The 19,175-nt window shown below is 72.9% G+C and carries 16 protein-coding genes; 2 read left to right on the top strand and 14 right to left on the bottom strand.

Annotation, left to right across the window (positions count from 1 at the left end; all coding sequences use genetic code 11):
- Positions 1–108 precede the first annotated feature (108 nt).
- Positions 109–1,158 carry an MBL fold metallo-hydrolase gene (locus C8D89_RS12185; RefSeq protein WP_116708537.1) on the top strand — a complete coding sequence of 350 codons (1,050 nt, stop codon included), beginning with the start codon at positions 109–111 and terminating at the stop codon, positions 1,156–1,158.
- 79 nt (positions 1,159–1,237) lie between these two features.
- Positions 1,238–2,161 (top strand): EamA family transporter RarD, encoded by a 924-nt coding sequence (gene rarD, locus C8D89_RS12180; protein ID WP_243418044.1) that lies wholly within the window; start codon positions 1,238–1,240, stop codon positions 2,159–2,161.
- Positions 2,162–2,198: 37 nt separating this feature from the next.
- Here rarD and C8D89_RS12175 read toward each other — a convergent pair whose 3' ends face one another.
- The 14 genes from C8D89_RS12175 to C8D89_RS12110 all read right to left on the bottom strand — a co-directional run bounded on the left by C8D89_RS12175 (position 2,199) and on the right by C8D89_RS12110 (position 19,175).
- Positions 2,199–3,209: a polyprenyl synthetase family protein gene (locus C8D89_RS12175; protein WP_116708375.1), complete on the bottom strand. Its 1,011-nt coding sequence runs from the start codon at positions 3,207–3,209 to the stop codon at positions 2,199–2,201.
- Positions 3,209–4,831, bottom strand: coding sequence for an NADH-quinone oxidoreductase subunit NuoN (gene nuoN / locus C8D89_RS12170; RefSeq protein ID WP_116708374.1), 1,623 nt, complete (start codon positions 4,829–4,831; stop codon positions 3,209–3,211). Before nuoN ends, C8D89_RS12175 begins: the two co-directional genes overlap by 1 nt.
- Complete coding sequence (locus tag C8D89_RS12165) at positions 4,828–6,465, bottom strand: NADH-quinone oxidoreductase subunit M (RefSeq protein WP_116708373.1); 1,638 nt, start codon at positions 6,463–6,465, stop codon at positions 4,828–4,830. Before C8D89_RS12165 ends, nuoN begins: the two co-directional genes overlap by 4 nt.
- The gene (gene nuoL, locus C8D89_RS12160; protein ID WP_423716982.1) at positions 6,462–8,474 is read right to left on the bottom strand and encodes an NADH-quinone oxidoreductase subunit L; all 2,013 of its coding nucleotides are present in this window, start codon (positions 8,472–8,474) and stop codon (positions 6,462–6,464) included. The genes C8D89_RS12165 and nuoL overlap by 4 nt, the downstream gene beginning before the upstream one ends.
- A gap of 16 nt (positions 8,475–8,490) precedes the next feature.
- A complete protein-coding gene (nuoK, locus tag C8D89_RS12155) occupies positions 8,491–8,790 on the bottom strand; it encodes an NADH-quinone oxidoreductase subunit NuoK (protein ID WP_116708372.1) in 300 nt (99 codons plus the stop codon).
- Positions 8,787–9,683: an NADH-quinone oxidoreductase subunit J gene (locus tag C8D89_RS12150; protein ID WP_116708534.1), complete on the bottom strand. Its 897-nt coding sequence runs from the start codon at positions 9,681–9,683 to the stop codon at positions 8,787–8,789. Before C8D89_RS12150 ends, nuoK begins: the two co-directional genes overlap by 4 nt.
- Before the next feature lie 50 nt (positions 9,684–9,733).
- Positions 9,734–10,300, bottom strand: coding sequence for an NADH-quinone oxidoreductase subunit NuoI (nuoI, locus tag C8D89_RS12145; RefSeq protein ID WP_116708371.1), 567 nt, complete (start codon positions 10,298–10,300; stop codon positions 9,734–9,736).
- Entirely contained in the window at positions 10,300–11,622 is a 1,323-nt protein-coding gene (gene nuoH, locus C8D89_RS12140; RefSeq protein ID WP_116708370.1) for an NADH-quinone oxidoreductase subunit NuoH, read from the bottom strand. The genes nuoI and nuoH overlap by 1 nt, the downstream gene beginning before the upstream one ends.
- A complete protein-coding gene (gene nuoG, locus C8D89_RS12135; RefSeq protein ID WP_116708369.1) occupies positions 11,619–14,294 on the bottom strand; it encodes an NADH-quinone oxidoreductase subunit NuoG in 2,676 nt (891 codons plus the stop codon). The genes nuoH and nuoG overlap by 4 nt, the downstream gene beginning before the upstream one ends.
- Positions 14,291–15,622 carry an NADH-quinone oxidoreductase subunit NuoF gene (nuoF, locus tag C8D89_RS12130; protein ID WP_116708368.1) on the bottom strand — a complete coding sequence of 444 codons (1,332 nt, stop codon included), beginning with the start codon at positions 15,620–15,622 and terminating at the stop codon, positions 14,291–14,293. The genes nuoG and nuoF overlap by 4 nt, the downstream gene beginning before the upstream one ends.
- On the bottom strand, positions 15,619–16,308 hold the full coding sequence (gene nuoE / locus C8D89_RS12125) for an NADH-quinone oxidoreductase subunit NuoE (protein WP_243418060.1): 690 nt from the start codon (positions 16,306–16,308) through the stop codon (positions 15,619–15,621). Before nuoE ends, nuoF begins: the two co-directional genes overlap by 4 nt.
- Before the next feature lie 110 nt (positions 16,309–16,418).
- Positions 16,419–17,780, bottom strand: coding sequence for an NADH-quinone oxidoreductase subunit D (locus C8D89_RS12120; protein WP_116708366.1), 1,362 nt, complete (start codon positions 17,778–17,780; stop codon positions 16,419–16,421).
- Positions 17,777–18,592: an NADH-quinone oxidoreductase subunit C gene (locus tag C8D89_RS12115; protein ID WP_116708365.1), complete on the bottom strand. Its 816-nt coding sequence runs from the start codon at positions 18,590–18,592 to the stop codon at positions 17,777–17,779. Before C8D89_RS12115 ends, C8D89_RS12120 begins: the two co-directional genes overlap by 4 nt.
- Entirely contained in the window at positions 18,582–19,175 is a 594-nt protein-coding gene (locus C8D89_RS12110; protein WP_116708364.1) for a NuoB/complex I 20 kDa subunit family protein, read from the bottom strand. Before C8D89_RS12110 ends, C8D89_RS12115 begins: the two co-directional genes overlap by 11 nt.

The raw sequence follows: 19,175 nt of genomic DNA, 5'->3' as shown, positions 1-19,175 counted from the left end.
GCTGGAGCACGGGCACGCGCGCACACCCGCGGTGGTGACCTCCGGCCCTTCCGCTGCGTCCCCGGACGTCCGACCATGCCCCGGTCCACCGGATCCGGGGAGGCCGACATGTGCGAGGACGGATCGGACCCCGGGGTCGGGCAGGCGCTGCCACGGCCCGCGCCGGGTGAGGCCGTCGACCCCGTCGCGCTGGAGCCCGTCGACGAGGTCGAGGTGACCACCCTCGTCGACAACGTCTACGACGCCCTGCTCGTGGACGACGAGCGCACCCGGCGGGCGGACTTCACCGCGGGCCGGGCCGTGGCACCCCAGTTCGAGGGCCGCGAGACGGCGGTCGGCCTGGTCGCCGAGCACGGGTTCGCCGCCCTGGTCACCGTCCGCCGCGGCCGCACCACGACCTCGCTGCTCTTCGACACCGGGCTCTCCCCGGACGCCGTCGTCACCAACGCCGACCGGCTGGAGGTGGACCTCGCCGCGGTCCAGGGCGTCGTCCTCAGCCACGGGCACTTCGACCACGCCGGCGGGCTGGCCGGGCTGGCGCGGCGGCTCGGCGCGCGCCGGATGCCGATGGTGCTGCACCCCCGGGCCTGGACGCGCCGGCGCCTCGCCCCGCCGCAGCACGAGCCCCACGAGCTGCCCACCCTGAGCCCGCGCGCCCTCGACGGCGAGGGGTTCTCCCTCGTCGAGCGTCGTGAACCGTCGCTCCTGGTCGACGGCTGTGTCCTGATCACCGGCGAGGTGGACCGGACCACCGAGTTCGAGCGCGGCATGCCGCCCGCCCACCAGGCGTGGACCGGCAGCGCGTGGGAGCACGACCCTCTGGTGATCGACGACCAGGCGCTGGTCGTGCACGTCCGCGGCCGCGGCCTGGTCGTCGTGACCGGGTGCGGGCACGCCGGCGTGGTCAACATCGTCCGGCACGCCCAGCGGCTCACCGGCGTGCGCACGCTGCACGGTCTGCTCGGCGGGCTGCACCTGAGCGGGCCGGCGTTCGAGCCGGTGATCGGGCCGACCGTCTCGGCCCTGACCGAGCTCGACCCGTCCCTCGTCGTCCCGGGGCACTGCACCGGCTGGCGCGCCCAGCACGCGCTCGCCGCCGCGCTGCCCGCCGCGTGGACGCAGGGCAGCTCCGGCTCGTCGTTCCGGCTCGTCGCCTGAGGCTCGACACGGCGGCTGCGGCACGGGTCACGTCCGGCGGAGGTGGGCGGCGACCGGCGGGTCGTGGTGGAGTGCGGTGGTGGCCACCGCCGACCCGACCGTGACGGCGGTCGGCGCGGAGGGACGCGCCGGCGGCACCGGTCGCGGCTACACCGCCGCGGTCGGCGCGTACGCCCTCTGGGGTCTCTCGCCCGCCTTCTGGCCGCTGCTCGCGCCGGCCGACGCCGTCGAGTCGGTGGCGCACCGGGTGGCGTGGACGCTCGTCGGGATGCTCCTGGTGATCACCGTCGCGCGGCGGTGGTCGGACCTGCGGGGCCTCCCGTGGCGGACGTGGGCGCTGATCACGGCCGGGTCGGCGCTGATCGCGGTGAACTGGGGCACCTACATCTGGGCGACGACGAACGCCCACGTCGTCGATGCCGCGCTGGGGTACTACGCCACGCCACTGGTGTCGGTGCTGCTCGCGGTGGTCGTGCTCCGCGAGCGCCTGCGCCCGGTGCAGTGGGCGGCGATCGGGCTGGCGGCCGCCGCGGTCGTCGTCCTGACCGTCGGCACCGGGCGGCTGCCGTGGATCACCCTGGTCCTGGCCGTGAGCTTCGGGGTCTACGGGCTGGTGAAGAACCGTGTGCCGCTGGACCCGATCCCCGGGCTGACCGCGGAGGGGTTCCTGCTCGGCCCGCTCGCGATCGTCTTCCTGATCGGGCTCCAGGTCGCCGGCACGGGCACGTTCACCGGCCACGGCGTGGGGCACGCGTTGCTGCTGATGGCCGCGGGCCCGGTGACGATGGTGCCGCTCCTGCTCTTCGCCGCGGGCGCCCGGCGGCTGCCGCTGGCCACCCTCGGGGTGCTGCAGTACATCAACCCGACCCTGCAGTTCCTGTGGGGCGTGATCGTCGCCGGCGAGGCCATGCCGGTGTCGCGGTGGATCGGTGTCTCGCTGATCTGGGCCGCTCTCGTGATCTTCACGGCCGACGCCCTCCGCGCCCGCCCCCTACGTGCGTGATCTTCTGACCTATAGGTCAGAAGATCACGCACATGGGTCAGCCGGTGCGCGCGACGGTGTAGTCGAGGAGGGCGGCGAGGGCCTGGCGGGCGGGGCCCTCGGGGAGGGCGGCGAGCTCGGCGCGGGCGGCGTCGGCGCGGGCGTCGAGGGCCGCGCGGGCCTCCTGCAGCCCCGCCGATCCCCGCAGCAGCTCGAGCGCCTCGTCGACCTCGTCGTCGGCCAGCTCCCGGCTCCCGACGCCCAGCGCGCGCAGCCGCGCGACCTCCGGCCCGTCGCCGGCGAGCGTGTAGAGCACCGGCAGCGTCGCCACGCCCTCGCGCAGGTCGGTCCCCGGGGTCTTGCCCGAGTCCCCGGACGGCGAGGCGATGTCGATGATGTCGTCGGAGAGCTGGAACGCGGTCCCGATGATCTCGGAGAACCGGCTCATCGCGGTCACGTGCTCCGGCGGCGCCCCCGCGAACATGGCCCCGAAGCGCCCCGAGGTCGCGATCAGCGAGCCCGTCTTCTCGGCCACCACGGCGAGGTAGTGCTCCACGGCGTCCTCGCCGTCGCGCGGGCCCCGGGTCTCGCGCATCTGCCCCGTCACGAGCTCGGCGAACGTCTCGGCGATGATCCGCACCGCATCCGGCCCCAGCTGCGAGACCAGCCGCGAGGCGTGGGCGAACAGGTAGTCGCCGGTGAGGATCGCGACGGTGTTGTCCCAGCGGGCGTTGGCGCTCTCGGCGCCGCGACGCATCGTCGCCTCGTCCATGACGTCGTCGTGGTACAGCGTCGCCAGGTGCACCAGCTCCACCGACGTCGCCGCGACCACCACGTCCTCCGACGTGCCGCCCGCGAGCTGCGCCGCCAGCAGCGTCAGCAGCGGACGGAACCGCTTCCCGCCGGCCTCGATGAGGTGCAGCGACGTGTCGGTCACGAACCGGTAGTCGCTGTGCACCTCGCGGCGCAGCAGGTCCTCCACACGGTCGAGGCCGTCGCCGACCGCGGCCGCGAGCTCCGGGTCGGAGATCGGCAGTCCCGCGACCTGCGTCAGTCGGGGTCCGGACATCAGGTGAGGAAGGACAGGCCCTCGACCCATCCGAGGACGGCGGTCGGCACGACGCCGAGCAGCAGGGTCACCACGACCCCCAGTGTGATCGCCACCGTCGTGAACGGGCCAGGCACGCTCACGGTCGGTCCGTCCGCGGCCGGCTCCGAGAAGTACATGAGCACGATGAGCCGCAGGTAGAAGAACGCGGCCACCGCACTGACCACGAGGGCCACGATGACCAGCGGCGTCATGCCGTCGGCCAGGGCCGCGGAGAACACCGCGAACTTCGCGGTGAAGCCGCTCGTCAGGGGGATCCCGGCCAGCGCCAGCATGAGGAACGTCACCGCGGCCGCGGCCACCGGTGCCCGCTTCGCGAGCCCCGCCCACGCCGAGAGGTGGGTCGCCTCCCCCTCCGGCCCGCGCACCAGCGACACCAGCCCGAACAGCGCGACGGTGGTGAAGCCGTAGGCCAGCAGGTAGAACAGCGTCGCCGACAGCCCGGCCGGCGTGATCGCCATGGCGCCGAGCAGCAGGAAGCCGGCGTGGGCGACCGACGAGTACGCGATCATGCGCTTGACGTCGGTCTGGGTCAGGCCCAGCACCGCGCCGACGACCATCGAGATGATCGCGACCACCCAGAGCACGCCGCGCCACTCCCACACCGTCGACCCGAACGCGACGGTGAAGACGCGCAGGATCGCGCCGAACGCGGCGACCTTGGTGCACGCGGCCATGAACGCGGTCACCGACGTGGGTGCGCCCTGGTAGACGTCGGGGGTCCACGTGTGGAACGGGCCCACCGACGCCTTGAACATCAGCCCGACCACGACGAGCGCGATCCCGGCGAACAGCAGCGAGTCCGGGCGCAGCGAGCCCGCGGCGGCGAGCGAGATGTCCGAGAGCTTCACCGAGTCCGCGTAGCCGTAGAGCAGGGCGAGCCCGTAGAGGAAGAACGCCGAGGAGAAGGCGCCGAGCAGGAAGTACTTGACCGCCGACTCCTGGCTCATCAGCCGCCGGCGCCGCGCGAGCCCGCACAGCAGGTACAGCGGGATGCTGAGCACCTCGAGCGCGACGAACATCGTCAGCAGGTCGTCGGCCGCGCAGAACACCATCATGCCGCCGAGGGCGAAGAGCAGCAGCGGGTAGATCTCGGTGTGGCCCTCGGCGCGGGCCGCGTCGCGGGCCCCTCGCCCGCCGCCTCCCGCCGACCCGCCCGAGGTTCCGGCGGACCGGCTCCCGCCGCGGGACGCGCCGACGCCGACCCGGCTCTCGGCCTCGACCTCGGCCAGCGCCACGGGGTCGGCGACGAACGCGCCGCCCGGCTCCACCGACCGGTCGGCCATCAACAGCACGCTGGGCAGGGCGAGGGCGAGCAGCGTGCCCCACAGGAACAGCGCGGGCCCGTCGACGGCGAGGGCCTCCGCCAGCGTCGAGACCGCGGGGGCGCCCGACGTCGCGCGGGCCACGACGGCGACCAGGGCCGCGACCACGGCGACGAGGGTCAGCCCGAGCTGGACGCGGCTCCGGCCCCGCAGGGGCAGCACGGCCTCGAACAGCACCGCCAGGCACGCCGCGCCGAACACGACGAGCACGGGGGCGAGCGCGGCGTAGTCGATGCTCGGGAAGGTCGGCGCGGTCATCGCGGGACTCCGTTGATCGGGGTGGGCGGGCCGACGGGGTCGGTCGCGCCGACCTCGGCCATGGTCGCCGACACGGCCGGCTCGAGGACCTCGAGGACCGGGCCGGGGAAGAAGCCGAGCACGAGGACCAGGGCGACCAGCGGGGCCATCACCGCGACCTCGCCGCGGGTGAGGTCACCGAAGCGGGCCGTCGTCCGCCGCGCCCAGGAGCCGTCGCCGGTGTCGTCGGTGCCGGACATGGTCGCGGCCGACGCCGCGCCCGGACCGTCGCCGACCACGGCCGCGCCGCGCAGCGGGCCGGTGAAGACCCGCTGGTAGACCCACAGCACGTACAGCGCGGCGAACACGATGCCCACCGTCGCCACGACCGTGAACACCGGTCGCGTCGAGAACGCGCCGATGAGCACGAGGAACTCGCTGACGAACGAGTTCGTCCCCGGCAAGGACAGCGTCGAGAGCCCGGCGATCAGGAACATCCCGGCGAGCAGCGGGGCCGCGCGCCCGACGCCGCCGTACTCGGTCATCGACGCCGTGCCGCCGCGGCGGATCAGCAGGCCGACCGCGAGGAAGAGCATCGCCGTCGCGATGCCGTGGTTGACCATGTACAGCGAGGCCCCGGCGATCGACTGGGACGTGAAGGCGAAGATGCCCAGCGCGATGTAGCCGAAGTGCGCGATGGAGGTGTAGGCGACGAAGCGCTTCATGTCGGTCTGCGCCGCGGCGAGCAGCGCCCCGTACAGCACCCCGATCACGGCGAGCGTGAGCACCAGCGGGGCGAGCTCGCGGGACGCGGCGGGGAACAGCGGCAGCGAGTAGCGCAGGAACCCGAACACGCCGACCTTGTCGAGCAGGCCGACCAGGATGACGGCTCCGGCCACCGGCGCCTCGGCACCGGCGTCGGGCAGCCACGTGTGCAGCGGCACGAGCGGCGCCTTGATGGCGAACGCCGCGAAGAACCCGAGGAAGAGCCAGATCTGGGTCTCGAGCGGCAGCTGCGCGGCCATGCCCTGCAGCGCCGTCCAGTCGAAGGTGCCCTCGCCGAGCCGGGCGTCGCTGGCCACGTACAGCCCGATCACCGACGCCAGCATGATGAGGCCGCCGAGGAACGAGTACAGGAAGAACTTCACCGCGGCGTACTGGCGGCGCGGCCCGCCGAAGCGCCCGATGAGGAAGTACATCGGGACGAGCATCGCCTCGAACAGGACGTAGAACAGGAACACGTCGGTGGCGGCGAACACGCCGACGAGCACGCCCTGGGTGGCGAGCATCAGCGCGGTGAAGCCGGCGCCGGTGCGCCCGGGCGGCAGCTTCTCGGCCCAGCCGAAGCCCAGCACGATCGGCACCAGCACCGCGAGCAGCGCGATCATCGTCAGCGCGATGCCATCGAGACCGAGGGCGAAGCGCGTCCCGAACGCCGGGATCCACTCCACCGACAGCCTGCCCTGGAAGCGGGGCACCCCGGGGCCGGTGCGGAACTGCGCCCAGACGATCGCGACGAGCACGAGCGAGACCGCGGAGAACGCGAGGCCGACCGCCTTGCCCGCGCGGTCCAGGTGTTCCCGCGTGGCCATCACGCCGCAGACGGCGGCGCCGACGAGCGGGACCAGCAGCAGGGCCAGCAGCAGCGCGCTCATCCGAGCCCGCCCACGGTGAGCAGGGCCGCGACGAGCACGACGGAGCCTCCCAGGATGGTCAGGGCGTAGGAGCGGACGAAGCCGGTCTGCGTGCGCCGCAGCCGGCCCGACGTGCCGCCGAGCAGGGCGGCGGTGCCGTTGACGGCCCCGTCCACGCCGCGGTTGTCGAGGTAGACCAGCGCGCGCGAGAGCCAGATGCCCGGGCGGGCGATGACGCCCTCGTTGATCGCGTTGGCGTAGAGGTCGGCTCGCGCGGCCCGCACCGGCAGGCTCACCCGCTGCGGGCGCTCGACCGGCACCGGCCGGCGGCCCACGAGGAGGTACGCGACACCGGCGCCGGCGAGCATCAGCACTGTGGCGACGTAGGGGACCAGCCCCACGTAGAACACGGCCGGGACGTCGTACGGCTCGATCGTCGGACCGATCGAGGCCTCGAGGTAGTGGGCGAGGCGCTCGCCGCCGACGAGGAACGCCCCGGCGCCGATCGAGCCGATCGCCAGCAGCACCATCGGCGCGGTCATCGAGGCGGTCGACTCGTGCGGGTGGTAGTGCTCCGGCGGGTCCTCGAGGTCCGCGGCGTCGATCCGCCGCGGTTGCAGGTCACGCCAGCGCTCGGGCCCGAAGAAGGTCATGAGCATGAGGCGGGTCATGTAGAAGGCGGTCAGCCCCGCGGCCAGCAGGGCGGCCACACCGAGGATCCAGCCGGCGATCGGCCCCGCGGTCAGCGACGCCTCGATGATCAGGTCCTTCGTGTAGAAGCCGGAGAGGAACGGGAAGCCGATCAGTGCCAGGTAGCCGAAGGTGAACGTCCAGAACGTCACCGGCATGTGGCGCCAGAGCCCGCCGAAGCGGCGCATGTCGGTCTCGTCGGCCATCCCGTGCATCACCGAGCCGGCGCCGAGGAACAGGCCGGCCTTGAAGAAGCCGTGGGCCAGCAGGTGGGCCAGCGCGGCGGCGTAGCCGACCGGTCCGAGCCCGACGGCGAGCATCATGTAGCCGATCTGGCTGACCGTGGAGTAGGCCAGGACCTTCTTGATGTCGTCGTAGGCGCACCCGATGATCGCGCCGAGCACCAGGGTGATCGCCCCGACGATCGTGACGACGAGCTGGCCGACGGGCGCGAGGTCGTAGAGCGGGTTGGCCCGGGCGATGAGGTAGACGCCGGCGGTGACCATCGTCGCCGCGTGGATGAGCGCGGAGACCGGGGTCGGGCCCTCCATGGCGTCGGGGAGCCAGGACTGCAGCGGGAACTGGCCGGACTTGCCGCACGCGCCGAGCAGCAGGAGCAGCGTGATCGCCGTGAGCGCGCCCGGCGAGATCTCCCCGGCGCGGGCGAACACCTCGGCGTACTGGGTCGTGCCCAGCTCGACGAACAGCAGGAAGATCGCCAGCGCGAGCCCGACGTCGCCCACACGGTTCATGAGGAACGCCTTCTTCGCCGCGCTGCCCGCCGAGCGGCGTCCGGTGTAGAAGCCGATGAGCAGGTAGGACGCGAGGCCGACGCCCTCCCATCCGAGGTAGAGCGTCACGAACCCGTTGCCGAGGACGAGCACGAGCATCGCCGCGACGAACAGGTTGAGCTGGGCGAAGAACTTCCGCCGGTCCGGGTCGTGGGCCATGTAGCCCACCGAATAGATGTGGATCAGCGACCCGACGCCGGTGATGAGCAGCGCGAACGTCAGCGACAGCGGGTCGATCCGCAGCCCGAACTCGACGTCCAGCGCGCCCACGGCGAACCACTCGTAGAGCGGCAGCTCGCGCACCCGCTCCTCCGCGGGCAGCGCCAGCGACCCGGCGAAGAGCACGACCGCGACGGCGAACGACGCGACGACCGTCAGCACGCCGAGCACGTGGCCCCAGCGGTCGGTGCGGCGCCCTCCGACGAACAGCACGAGCGCGCCCAGCGCGGGCAGCGCGACGAGCAGCCAGGCCACGCTCCCGGTGCCCTCGGCCGGGAGCACCTCGGGGAGCGGCGCGGAGGCCGGGAGCGCCGACGAGATCAGCGACACGACTCGGTGTCCCCCCTCAGTACTTCAGCAGGTTGGCGTCGTCGACCGAGGTGGTCCGACGGGTGCGGAAGATGGCCATGATGATCGAGAGGCCGACGACGACCTCCGCGGCCGCCACGACGATCACGAAGAAGGCCATGATCTGGCCGTCCAGCGAGCCGTTGATCCGCGAGAACGTGACGAGCGTCAGGTTCACCGCGTTGAGCATCAGCTCGACGCACATGAAGACGATGATCGCGTTGCGCCGGACCAGCACGCCGACCGCGCCGATGGCGAACAGCAGCGCGGAGAGCAGCAGGTAGGCCGTGGGGCTCATCGGGTGGTCTCGCTCTCGGTGCTCCCGTGGTCGCCGGCGCTGAGGCGGTCGTGGGTGCTGCCGGCACCGCTGTCCCCGCCGCTCTCGCCGCCGCCGTCCCCGTCGCCCCGCAGGGCCCGGGCGTCCACGTCCCCGGCCGGCCCGCTCTCCGACTGCACGTCGGCGATGTCGGCGTCCAGGCGCTCGCGGCGGGTCGCCTCGATGATGTTCGACAACGACGCCGGGGCCACCGACCCGTCGGGCAGCAGCGCCGGCGTGGCCACCGAGTCGGCGGTGGCGAAGACACCGGGCCCGGAGCGCGAGCCGTAGCCCGACAGCGGCCCGCGCAGGCGCTCGGTGACCCGGGCCCGCTGCGACGACGCGGCCCGCCGGGGACGGCCGGCGAAGGCGTAGACCAGCGCCCCGAGCGCCGCCGCGGTGAGCAGGAAGGAGCTGAGCGCCACGGCGAGCACGTAGTCCAGGAAGATGCTGCTGCCCAGCAGCACGACGTTGCCGCGGGCCTCGGGCCCGTAACCCGGACCCAGCCCCACCGGACCGCCGGCGGTCAACGTGTCGGCCACCGCGGCCACGGCCAGCCCGCCGAGACCGACGCCCAGCACGGCGGCGGCCAGACGCTGGCCGCGCAGCACCTCGACCAGCGAGTCCGAGGCGTCCCGGCCGACCATCATGAGCACGAAGACGAACAGCATCATGATCGCGCCGGTGTAGACGATGATCTGGGTGACGCCCAGGAACGGCGCCTGCTGCACGACGTAGAGCACGCCGAGGCTCAGCATCGTCATCACGAGCCAGAGCGCCGAGTGCACGGCGTTGCGGCTGAAGATCATGCCCAGCCCGCCGGCGAGGGCGAGCGGGCCGAGGATCCAGAAGACGACGGCCTCGCCGGTCGTCATCTCCCCGCCGCCGGTCACCGGGGCGGCGGACAGCACCAGGCCGGCGGCGCTCACCGTGCCGCCCCGGAGATGTCGATCTCGTCGCTGGTGGAGTCGTGGACGTCGCGGCGGCGGGCCATCTCCGGGCCCTGGACGTAGTAGTCCTGCTCGTCCTCGCCCAGCCGCATGGGGTGCGGCGGCTGCTCCATCCCCGGCAGCAGCGGGGCGAGCAGCCGCTCCTTGTCGTAGATCAGGTCCTGGCGGTCGTCGTCGGCGAGCTCGTACTCGTTGGTCATCGTCAACGAGCGCGTCGGGCACGCCTCGATGCACAGGCCGCAGCCGATGCAGCGCAGGTAGTTGATCTGGTAGATCGCGCCGTAGCGCTCGCCCGGCGAGTAGCGCTCCTCGTCGGTGTTGTCGCCGCCCTCGACGTAGATCGCGTCGGCCGGACAGGCCCAGGCGCACAGCTCGCAGCCGACGCACTTCTCGAGGCCGTCCGGGTGGCGGTTGAGCTGGTGCCGCCCGTGGTACCGCGGGGCGGTCACCTTCTTCACCCGCGGGTAGTCCTCGGTGACGACCTTGCGGAACATGGTCGAGAAGGTGACGCCGAAACCGGCGACACCGTCGAACAGGCCCATCAGCGATCTCCCTCCCGGCTCGCGCCGGCGGTGACGGTCTCGCCGCCCTGCTCGGGCTCCTCGCGCGCCGCCGTCACCGCGCGGCGGCGCCGCTTCGGGGTGGGCGGGACCGCGAGGTCGAGCGGGGGCACGGGGTAGTCGGCGACGACCGGGGGCTCGGGGTCCTCCTCGGGCGGCGCCTGGTCGGGCAGCAGCAGCGCCGCGCCGACGAGCACGACCAGCGCCACGCCGCCGGCGATGAGGATCTGCCCGGTGGTCAGCTCGGTGCGCAGCACCCGCAGGGCGGCCACGAGCACCAGCCAGAGCAGGCCGACCGGGATGAGCAGCTTCCAGCCCAGCCGCATGAACTGGTCGTAGCGCTGGCGGGGGAGCGTGCCGCGCAGCCAGACGTAGACGAACAGGAACGCCAGCGTCTTGCCGAAGAACCACAGCAGAGGCAGCCAGCCCTCGTTGACCCCCGGGATCAGCGAGAGCGGCCACGGCGCCATCCAGCCGCCGAGGAACAGCGTGGTGGCCACGGCGGAGAGCGTGACCATGTTGACGTACTCGGCGAGGAAGAACAGCGCGAACTTCAGCGACGAGTACTCGGTGTGGAAGCCGCCGACCAGCTCCGACTCGGCCTCGGGCAGGTCGAACGGGGCACGGTTGGTCTCGCCGACCATCGACACCGCGAAGATGAGGAAGCTGACCGGGAGCAGCCAGATGTACCACCCGGTCTGCTGAGCGGAGACGATGTCGGCGGTGGACAGCGAGCCCGCGTAGAGCACCACCCCGATGATCGACAGGCCGAGGGCGAGCTCGTAGGAGATCACCTGGGCGGCGCTGCGCAGGCTGCCGAGCAGCGGGTAGGGCGAGCCGGACGCCCAGCCCGCGAGCACGATCCCGTAGACGCCGACCGACGAGCACGCCAGCACGACCAGGATGCCGACGGGCACGTCGGTGAGCTGGAGCGCCGTCGCCTCACCGAAGATCGACACCTCGGGCCCCAGCGGGATGACCGACCAGGCCACGAACGCCGGGACCACCGAGAGCACGGGGGCGAGGAAGAACACCGCGCGGTCCCGCGCGGCCGGCAGGACGTCCTCCTTGAACGCCAGCTTGAGGCCGTCGGCCAGCGACTGGAGCAGGCCGAACGGGCCGTTCCAGTTCGGGCCGGGGCGTTGCTGCATCCGACCCACGACCCGGCGCTCGAACCAGATCATGAACAGGGTCACGAGCATGAGCGCCGCGAACACGATGACGACCTTGATCAGGGTCAGCCAGAACGGGTCGTCGGCGATGAGGGTCTGGTAGTACCCCGGTGGGGGCGGAACCGGGTTCACGCCGGGCTCTCCTCGATGGTCAGGTCCCGCTGCCCGCCCGTCACCGCGACGGGGCCGCCGTGGGTGAGGCCGAGCGCGGCCAGGGTGACGACGCCGCCGTCCGGCTGCGGCACCCGGGCCGGCGCCCAGACCACGTCGTCGGGCAGATCGGCGAGCTCGACGGGCAGGTGCAGGGCACCGCGCGGGCCCTCGAGCCCGGCCATCGCACCCTCCACCAGGCCCAGCCGGGTGGCCGTGGTGGGCGAGACCCGGATCCGCGGCGGGCGCGCGGTGCCCGCCAGCTCGGGCTCGTCGACCAGCAGCCGCCCGCCGTCGAGCAGCTGGCGCCAGCTCGCGAGGCGCAGGGCCGGCTCGCCGCCGCGCTCCTCGGCCGGGGTCTGCCGGGCGGCCGCGAGGTGCCCGTGCGCGGCGCTCCGGGCGTCGGTCAGGGCCGCGGCGACGCGGGTGAACTCGGCGGCCGCGACGTCGGGGGTCTGCGTGAACAGGTCGACGTCCATCTCGACGGCCAGGGTGTCGAGCACGCGGCAGTCCGGCAGCGTGATCGCCGCCCGGCCCCCGACGTGCCCGGCCGACCCCCCGGAGGGGTCGATCGTCGTGGCGAAGCGCCGGTCGCGGCCCTCCCAGTTGCGGAAGGTGCCGGACTTGTGGATCACCGGGGCCACGGGCAGCACGACGTCGGCGAGCTCGGTGACCTCGCTGTGCCGCTGCTCGAGGCTCACCACGACGTCGGCCTCGCGCAGCGCCGCGCGCGCCAGCGCCGGGTCGGGCAGGTCGTCGAGCTCGACGCCGCCGACCACGAGGCCGGCGAGCTCGCCGTCGGCCGCCGCCCGCAGGATGCCGGTGAGGTCGCGCCCCGGGGTGGCGGGGAGCTCGGTCCCGGCGAGGCCCCACGCCGACGCGAGCGCCGCGCGGGCCCCGGCGTCGGCGACGGCCCCGCCGCCGGGCAGCAGGCCCGGCACGAGGCCGGCGTCGAGCGCCCCGCGCTCGCCCGCCCGTCGCGGCACCCACGCGACCTTGGCCCCGGTGCGGTTGGCCAGCGCGCCGACCGCGTCGTAGAGGCCGGGCACGTCCGCGGCCCGCTCGCCGACCAGGATCACCGCACCCGGCGCGGCCAGGGCGGCGTCGAGCTCGTCGGGCAGCGCGTCGAGCGCGACCGGCTCCTCGCCCGGCACGGCCCGCACGAGGTGCCCGCCGGTCTTGACCACCGCCGGCGTCGACCACTGCCCGAGGTGGTGCACCCGCGTCCCCGCCCGCGCGGCCTTGCGCAGCCGCAGCAGGACGATCGGCGCCTCCTCCTCGGGCTCGAGGGCCACGCACAGCACGGTGCGCGCGGACTCCAGCGCCCCATAGGTGACGGACGGAGCCCAGACGTGCCCGGGCCCGGTGCCGACGACATGCGCAGCGAGGAAGTCCAGCTCCTCGTCCGAGGACACCCGCGCGCGGGCGTCGACGTCGTTGGTGCCCAGCGCCAGGCGGGCGAACTTGCCGTACGCGTACGCGTCCTCGACGGTCAACCGGCCGCCGGGCAGCACGCCGACCCCGCGCTTGGGCTCACGCTCCGTGTCCTCCTCGCCCTCGCCCGGTGTCAGCGGTGTGGCATCGCTGTCATCCAGTGTCTGCGATGGCCCACCGCTGACACCGAGGCCGTCACGGGCTGCGATCAGGAGGGAGGCGGCGCGTTCGAGGGCCTCGGTCCACGACGCGTCGTGCAGCGCACCGTCGGCACCGCGCACGAGCGGGCGGGTGATGCGGTCGGCGGCCTGGGTGTAGCGGAACGCGAAGCGGGTCTTGTCGTCGATCCACTCCTCGTTGACCTCGGGGTCCTCGCCGGCCAGCACGCGCTGGACCGCCCCGCGGCGCCAGTCACGGCGCACCGAGGCGCCCGAGCTGTCGTGCTCGGCCACGCCCGGCGTGGAGACGAGGTCGAACGGGCGCGAGCGGAAACGGTAGGACGCCGAGGTCAGCGCCCCGACCGGGCAGATCTGGATGGTGTTGCCCGAGTAGTAGGACTGGAAGTCCTCGCCCTCGCCGAAGGCGGTCTCCTCGGTGCCGATCTGCTGGTGCGCGCCCCGCTCGAGCAGCTCGATGAACTGGTCGCCGGCGATCTGGCGGGAGAAGCGCGTGCAGCGCTGGCAGAGCACGCAGCGCTCGCGGTCGAGCAGCACCTCGTCGGAGATCGGCAGCGGCTTGGCGAAGGTCCGCTTCTCCTCGACGAACCGCGACTCGGCGCGCCCCGACGACATCGCCTGGTTCTGCAGCGGGCACTCGCCGCCCTTGTCGCAGACCGGGCAGTCGAGCGGGTGGTTGATCAGCAGGAGCTCCATGACGCCCTGCTGCGCCTTGTCGGCGACCGCCGAGGTCATCTGCGTCTTCACGACCATGCCGTCGGCGACGGTCATCGTGCAGCTGGCCTGCGGCTTGGGCATCGGGCGCCCGTTCATCTCCACCTCGACCAGGCACTGGCGGCACGCGCCGGCCGGGTCGAGCAGGGGGTGGTCGCAGAAGCGCGGGACGACGATCCCCAGCCGCTCGCACGTCCGGATGATCAGCTCGCCCTGCGGGGCGTCGACGATCCGGTCGTCGATCGTGAGGCGGACGTGCCCCTCGGGCACGGGGGGCAGGTCCTCGTCCTGGGTGGTCCGCTCCGGGGCCCTCTCAGACGCGGCGGTCATGCGCTGGCTCCGCTCAGCTCGACGATCCGCTCCACCTCGGGGTGCCGGCGCTGGGCACCGCAGAGGGCGACGAACTCGTCACGGAAGTACTTGATGCCGCTGGTGATCGGCGAGACCGCGCCGTCGCCGAGGGCGCAGAACGAGCGGCCGAGCACGTTGTCGCAGACGTCGAGCAGGGTGTCGATGTCGGCCTCGGTGCCCTCGCCGTCGACCATGCGGCGCAGGATGCCGGCCATCCAGTAGCAGCCCTCGCGGCACGGGGTGCACTTGCCGCAGCTCTCGTGCTCGTAGAACTCGGTCCACTTCATGACCGCCCACGGCACCGAGACGGTCTCGTTGAAGATCATGAGCGCGGTGGTGCCGAGCATCGAGCCGGCCTCGGTGGCGCCCTCGAAGTCCAAGGGGACGTCGAGGTGCTCGGCCGTGAGCAGCGGCGTCGACGACCCGCCGGGCGTCCAGAACTTCAGCGGGATGCCGTCCTTCATACCGCCCGCGAGCTCGAGCAGCTGGCGCAGCGTGGTGCCCAGCGGCGCCTCGTACTGGCCGGGGCGCTCGACGTGCCCGGACAGCGAGTAGATCTTCGGGCCGGGCGAGCGCTCGCGCCCCATCGTCCGGAACCAGTCCTTGCCGCCCGCCACGATCGAGGGGACGGTCGCGATGGTCTCGACGTTGTTGACCACCGTCGGGGCCGCGTAGAGCCCCGCGGTCGCGGGGAACGGCGGCTTGAGACGCGGCTGCCCGCGCCGGCCCTCGAGCGAGTCGAGCAGCGCGGTCTCCTCCCCGCAGATGTACGCGCCGGCGCCGGCGTGGACGACGATGTCGAGATCGAACCCGGTGCCGTGGATGTCCTTGCCGAGGTGGCCGGCCTCGTAGGCCTCGCGCACCGCGGCGTGCAGGCGCCGGATGCAGTGCACGATCTCGCCGCGCACGTAGATCGCGCAGAAGTGGGCGCGGATCGCGTACGCGGTGATGATGCAGCCCTCGATGAGCGAGTGCGGGTCGGCCATCATCAGCGGGGTGTCCTTGCAGGTCCCCGGCTCGCCCTCGTCGGCGTTGATGACGAGGTACTTGGGCTTGGCCGCGGGGCCGGTGGGCTCCTCCCCCGGTTTGGCCTGCGGGATGAAGCTCCACTTCATGCCCGTCGGGAACCCGGCGCCGCCGCGGCCGCGCAGGCCCGCGTCCTTGACCAGGGCGACGAGGTCGTCCGGCGGGGTGTCGAACGCCGTGCGCAGGGCGGAGTAGCCGCCGAGCTCGGTGTAGTGGCGCAGGGTCCACGACTCGGGGCCGAGCCAGTGCTTGGTGAGCACGGGGGTGAGCGGGTCGGTCATGTGTGCGCTCCCTCGTCGGGCACGGGCGGCGCGGTCCAGCCGCGTTCCTCGGCGAGCCGGGCGCCGCGCAGGCTCTCCACGGCCGCGGACGGGCCGGCGACGGCCTCGAGGCCACCGACGGCCGGGTCGTCGAAGAACCCGGCGAGCAGCAGCTCCACCGAGCGGAAGTCGGTCAGCGGGGCCCCGCGCGTCGGGTGCGGCTTCTCCCCGCGCCGCAGCGCGTCGATGATCTCGAGCGCGGAGTCGACGGTCTGCTTGTCGAAGAACTCGTAGTCGACGGTCAGCACCGGGGCGAGGTCGCACGCCGCCAGGCACTCGGCGTGCTCGATCGTCACCGACCCGTCGGCGGCGGTCTGCTCGTGGCCCAGGGGCTGATCCGGCCCGCCGAGACGCTCGCGCACGGCCGCGTAGATGTCGTCACCACCCAGCGCTGCGCACAGCGTGTTGGTGCACACGCTGACCAGGTGGCGGCCGACGGGCTCGCGCTTGTACATCGTGTAGAAGGTCGCGACCGCCGAGACCTCGGCCGTCGTGATCTCGAGGACCTCCGCGCAGAACGCGATGCCGGCACGCGAGACGTGGCCCTCGACGTGCTGGACGAGGTGCAGCAGCGGCAGCAGCGCCGAGCGGGGCTGCGGGTAGCGGGCGAGGATCGCCGCGGCGCGCTCGCGCACCCCGTCGAACACGCTCGTGTCGACCCTCGAGAGCTCGGCGTGCTGGGCGGTGGTGCCGCCCGCCTCGTCGATGGCGTGCTCGGGCTCCACCGGCGGCGCCTCGGGCGGGAGCGGAGTCGGGCTCAACGGTCACAACCCCCCATCACGGGATCGAGGCTGGCCAGCGCGGCGATGACGTCGGAGACCATCCCGCCCTCGGACATCGCCGGGGCCGCCTGCAGGTTGACGAAGCTGGGGTCGCGCACGTGCACGCGCAGCGGGCGGGTGCCGCCGTCGGAGACCAGGTGGGCGCCGAGCTCCCCGCGGGGCGACTCGATCGGGACGTACGCCTGGCCCGGCGGCACCTTGAAGCCCTCGGTGACCAGCTTGAAGTGGTGGATCAGGGACTCCATCGACTGCCCCATGATCTTGCGGACGTGCTCGAGGGAGTTGCCCATGCCGTCCGCGCCGATCGACAGCCGCGCCGGCCACGCGATCTTGGCGTCCTCGACCATCACCGGGCCGGGCTCGAGGCGCTCGAGCGCCTGCTCGATGATCCGCAACGACTGGTTCATCTCCTCCACCCGCAGCACGTAGCGGGCGAAGCTGTCGGCGGCGGTGTCGGTGGGCACCTCGAAGTCGTAGTGCTCGTAGCCGAGGTACGGGTCGACCTGGCGCAGGTCCCAGGCCAGGCCCGCCGAGCGCAGGATCGGCCCGGTGACGCCGAGCGCGAGGCAGCCGTCGAGGGGCAGGTAGCCGACGCCCTGGAGGCGCTGGCGCCAGATGCGGTTGCCCGTGAGCAGCTTGTGGAAGCCGGGCATCCGCTCGCGCATCACCTTGACGAACGCCCGGATGCGCTCCTCGTGGCCGGTCGGCAGGTCCTGCACGACGCCGCCGGGACGGATGAACGCGTGGTTCATGCGCAGGCCGGTGAGGAACTCGAGCAGGTGCAGGACCTCCTCGCGCTCCCGGAAGCCGTTGGTCATGCCGGTCAGCGCGCCGAGCTCCATGCCGCCGGTGGCCAGCGCGACGAGGTGCGAGCCGATCCGGTTGATCTCCATGAGGAGCACGCGGATCGTCGCCGCCCGGTCGGGCACGTCGATGCCCAGCAGCCGCTCGGTCGACAGGCAGAAGGCGGCCTCGTTGAACAGCGGCGCCAGATAGTCCATGCGCGTCACGAACGTGACGCCCTGGGTCCAGGTCCGGTACTCGCAGTTCTTCTCGATGCCCGTGTGCAGGTAGCCGATGACCAGCCGGGCGTCGGTGACGGTCTCGCCGGAGAGCTCGAGCACGAGGCGCAGCACGCCGTGGGTCGACGGGTGCTGCGGACCCATGTTGATGACGATGCGCTCGTCGCCCGCGGTCTGGTCGACCATCTCGTCCCAGTCGCCACCGGTGACCGTGTAGACGGTGCCCTCGGTGGTCTCGCGGCTGGTCGCCGCATAGGGATCCGACGCGGCGTACGGGTCGGTGCGGGTCTCGGTCGTGTTGCCAGGACCGGTCACGTGTAGGCCCTCCGCTGGTCGGGCGGCGGGATCTCCGCGTCGTGGTACTCCACGGGGATGCCGCCGAGCGGGTAGCTCTTGCGCTGCGGGTGGCCGTTCCAGTCGTCCGGCATGAGGATCCGGGTCAGGCTCGGGTGGCCGTCGAAGACGATCCCGAACATGTCCCAGGTCTCCCGCTCGTGCCAGTCGGCCGTCGGGTACACCTCGACCAGCGACGGGCAGTGCGCGTCGGCGACGTCGAGGGCGACCTCCAGGCGCAGCCGGCGCCGGTAGGTCATCGACAGCAGGTGCACGACGACGTGGAGCTGCTGCGGGACACCGTCGCCGTAGTCGACGCCGGAGACGCCCGAGCAGAACTCGAAGCGCAGCGCCGGGTCGTCGCGCAGCGTGCGGGCGAGCCGCACGAGGTGCTCGCGGTCGACGTACCAGGTCATCTCGCCGCGGTCGACGGTGACCTGCTGGACGCACGTGGCGAAGTCGGCGCCGCCGTCGTCGGCCAGGGCCGCAGTGGTCTCGTCGGCGACCTCGTCGAACCACCCGCCGTAGGGGCGCTCGGCGGGCGGCGGCGAGTACGCCGGCAGGCGCAGGCCGGAGAAGCCCGACGTGTCGCCGGAGTCGGTGACGCCGAACATGCCCTCCCGCGCGCGGCCGGCCACGGCGCCGCTGACGTCGGGGCGGCGGATCTCCTGCGGGCCGAACGCGACCGCGCCGGCCGAGGAGACGTTGGACGCGCCGGTCGGCCCGCTCGCGCCGCCGGCGCCGGTGCCGGGCGTCTCCGGCGTGGTCCTCGGCTTCTCGTCCTCACCAGACATGCTCGGCCTGCACCTCCCCGCTCTTCGTCGTCTTGCCGTACTTCTCCGAGGAGGGCAGCAGCTCGAGCTTCTCGCCCTGGGCGCGCCGCTGCGCGGCGAGCTCGGCGCGGACCGGCCCGAGCGGCTCGTTCTGGATCTTCTGGTGGAGCTTGAGGATCGCGTCGATGAGCATCTCCGGGCGCGGCGGGCAGCCCGGCAGGTACATGTCGACGGGCACGACGTGGTCGACGCCCTGCACGACCGCGTAGTTGTTGAACATCCCGCCCGACGAGGCGCAGACGCCCATGGCCAGCACCCAGCGCGGCTCGGCCATCTGGTCGTAGATCTGGCGCAGGACCGGGGCCATCTTGTTGGTGACACGGCCCGCGACGATCATCAGGTCGGCCTGGCGGGGGCTCGGGCGGAACACCTCCATGCCGAAGCGGCCGAGGTCGTAGCGGGGGGCGCCCGAGGTCATCATCTCGATGGCGCAGCACGCCAGCCCGAAGGTGGCCGGCCACAGCGACGCCTTGCGGGTCCAGTTGACCAGGCTCTCGACGCTGGCCAGGACGATCCCGTTCGGGAGCTTCTCTTCCAGTCCCAT

The organism is Actinomycetospora cinnamomea (genome assembly GCF_003096675.1).
GTDB lineage: Bacteria > Actinomycetota > Actinomycetes > Mycobacteriales > Pseudonocardiaceae > Actinomycetospora > Actinomycetospora cinnamomea.
This window is presented reverse-complemented; position numbering and strand designations above follow the sequence as displayed.

What these genes read in the sequence shown, in the direction of transcription:
- C8D89_RS12185 (WP_116708537.1), top strand. Translation starts at nt 109, where the DNA reads ATGTGCGAGGACGGATCGGACCCCGGGGTCGGGCAGGCGCTGCCACGG.
- C8D89_RS12175 (WP_116708375.1), bottom strand. Translation starts at nt 3,209, where the DNA reads ATGTCCGGACCCCGACTGACGCAGGTCGCGGGACTGCCGATCTCCGAC.
- nuoN (WP_116708374.1), bottom strand. Translation starts at nt 4,831, where the DNA reads ATGACCGCGCCGACCTTCCCGAGCATCGACTACGCCGCGCTCGCCCCC.
- C8D89_RS12165 (WP_116708373.1), bottom strand. Translation starts at nt 6,465, where the DNA reads ATGAGCGCGCTGCTGCTGGCCCTGCTGCTGGTCCCGCTCGTCGGCGCC.
- nuoK (WP_116708372.1), bottom strand. Translation starts at nt 8,790, where the DNA reads ATGAGCCCCACGGCCTACCTGCTGCTCTCCGCGCTGCTGTTCGCCATC.
- C8D89_RS12150 (WP_116708534.1), bottom strand. Translation starts at nt 9,683, where the DNA reads ATGACGACCGGCGAGGCCGTCGTCTTCTGGATCCTCGGCCCGCTCGCC.
- nuoI (WP_116708371.1), bottom strand. Translation starts at nt 10,300, where the DNA reads ATGGGCCTGTTCGACGGTGTCGCCGGTTTCGGCGTCACCTTCTCGACC.
- nuoG (WP_116708369.1), bottom strand. Translation starts at nt 14,294, where the DNA reads ATGACCGCCGCGTCTGAGAGGGCCCCGGAGCGGACCACCCAGGACGAG.
- nuoF (WP_116708368.1), bottom strand. Translation starts at nt 15,622, where the DNA reads ATGACCGACCCGCTCACCCCCGTGCTCACCAAGCACTGGCTCGGCCCC.
- C8D89_RS12115 (WP_116708365.1), bottom strand. Translation starts at nt 18,592, where the DNA reads ATGTCTGGTGAGGACGAGAAGCCGAGGACCACGCCGGAGACGCCCGGC.
- C8D89_RS12110 (WP_116708364.1), bottom strand. Translation starts at nt 19,175, where the DNA reads ATGGGACTGGAAGAGAAGCTCCCGAACGGGATCGTCCTGGCCAGCGTC.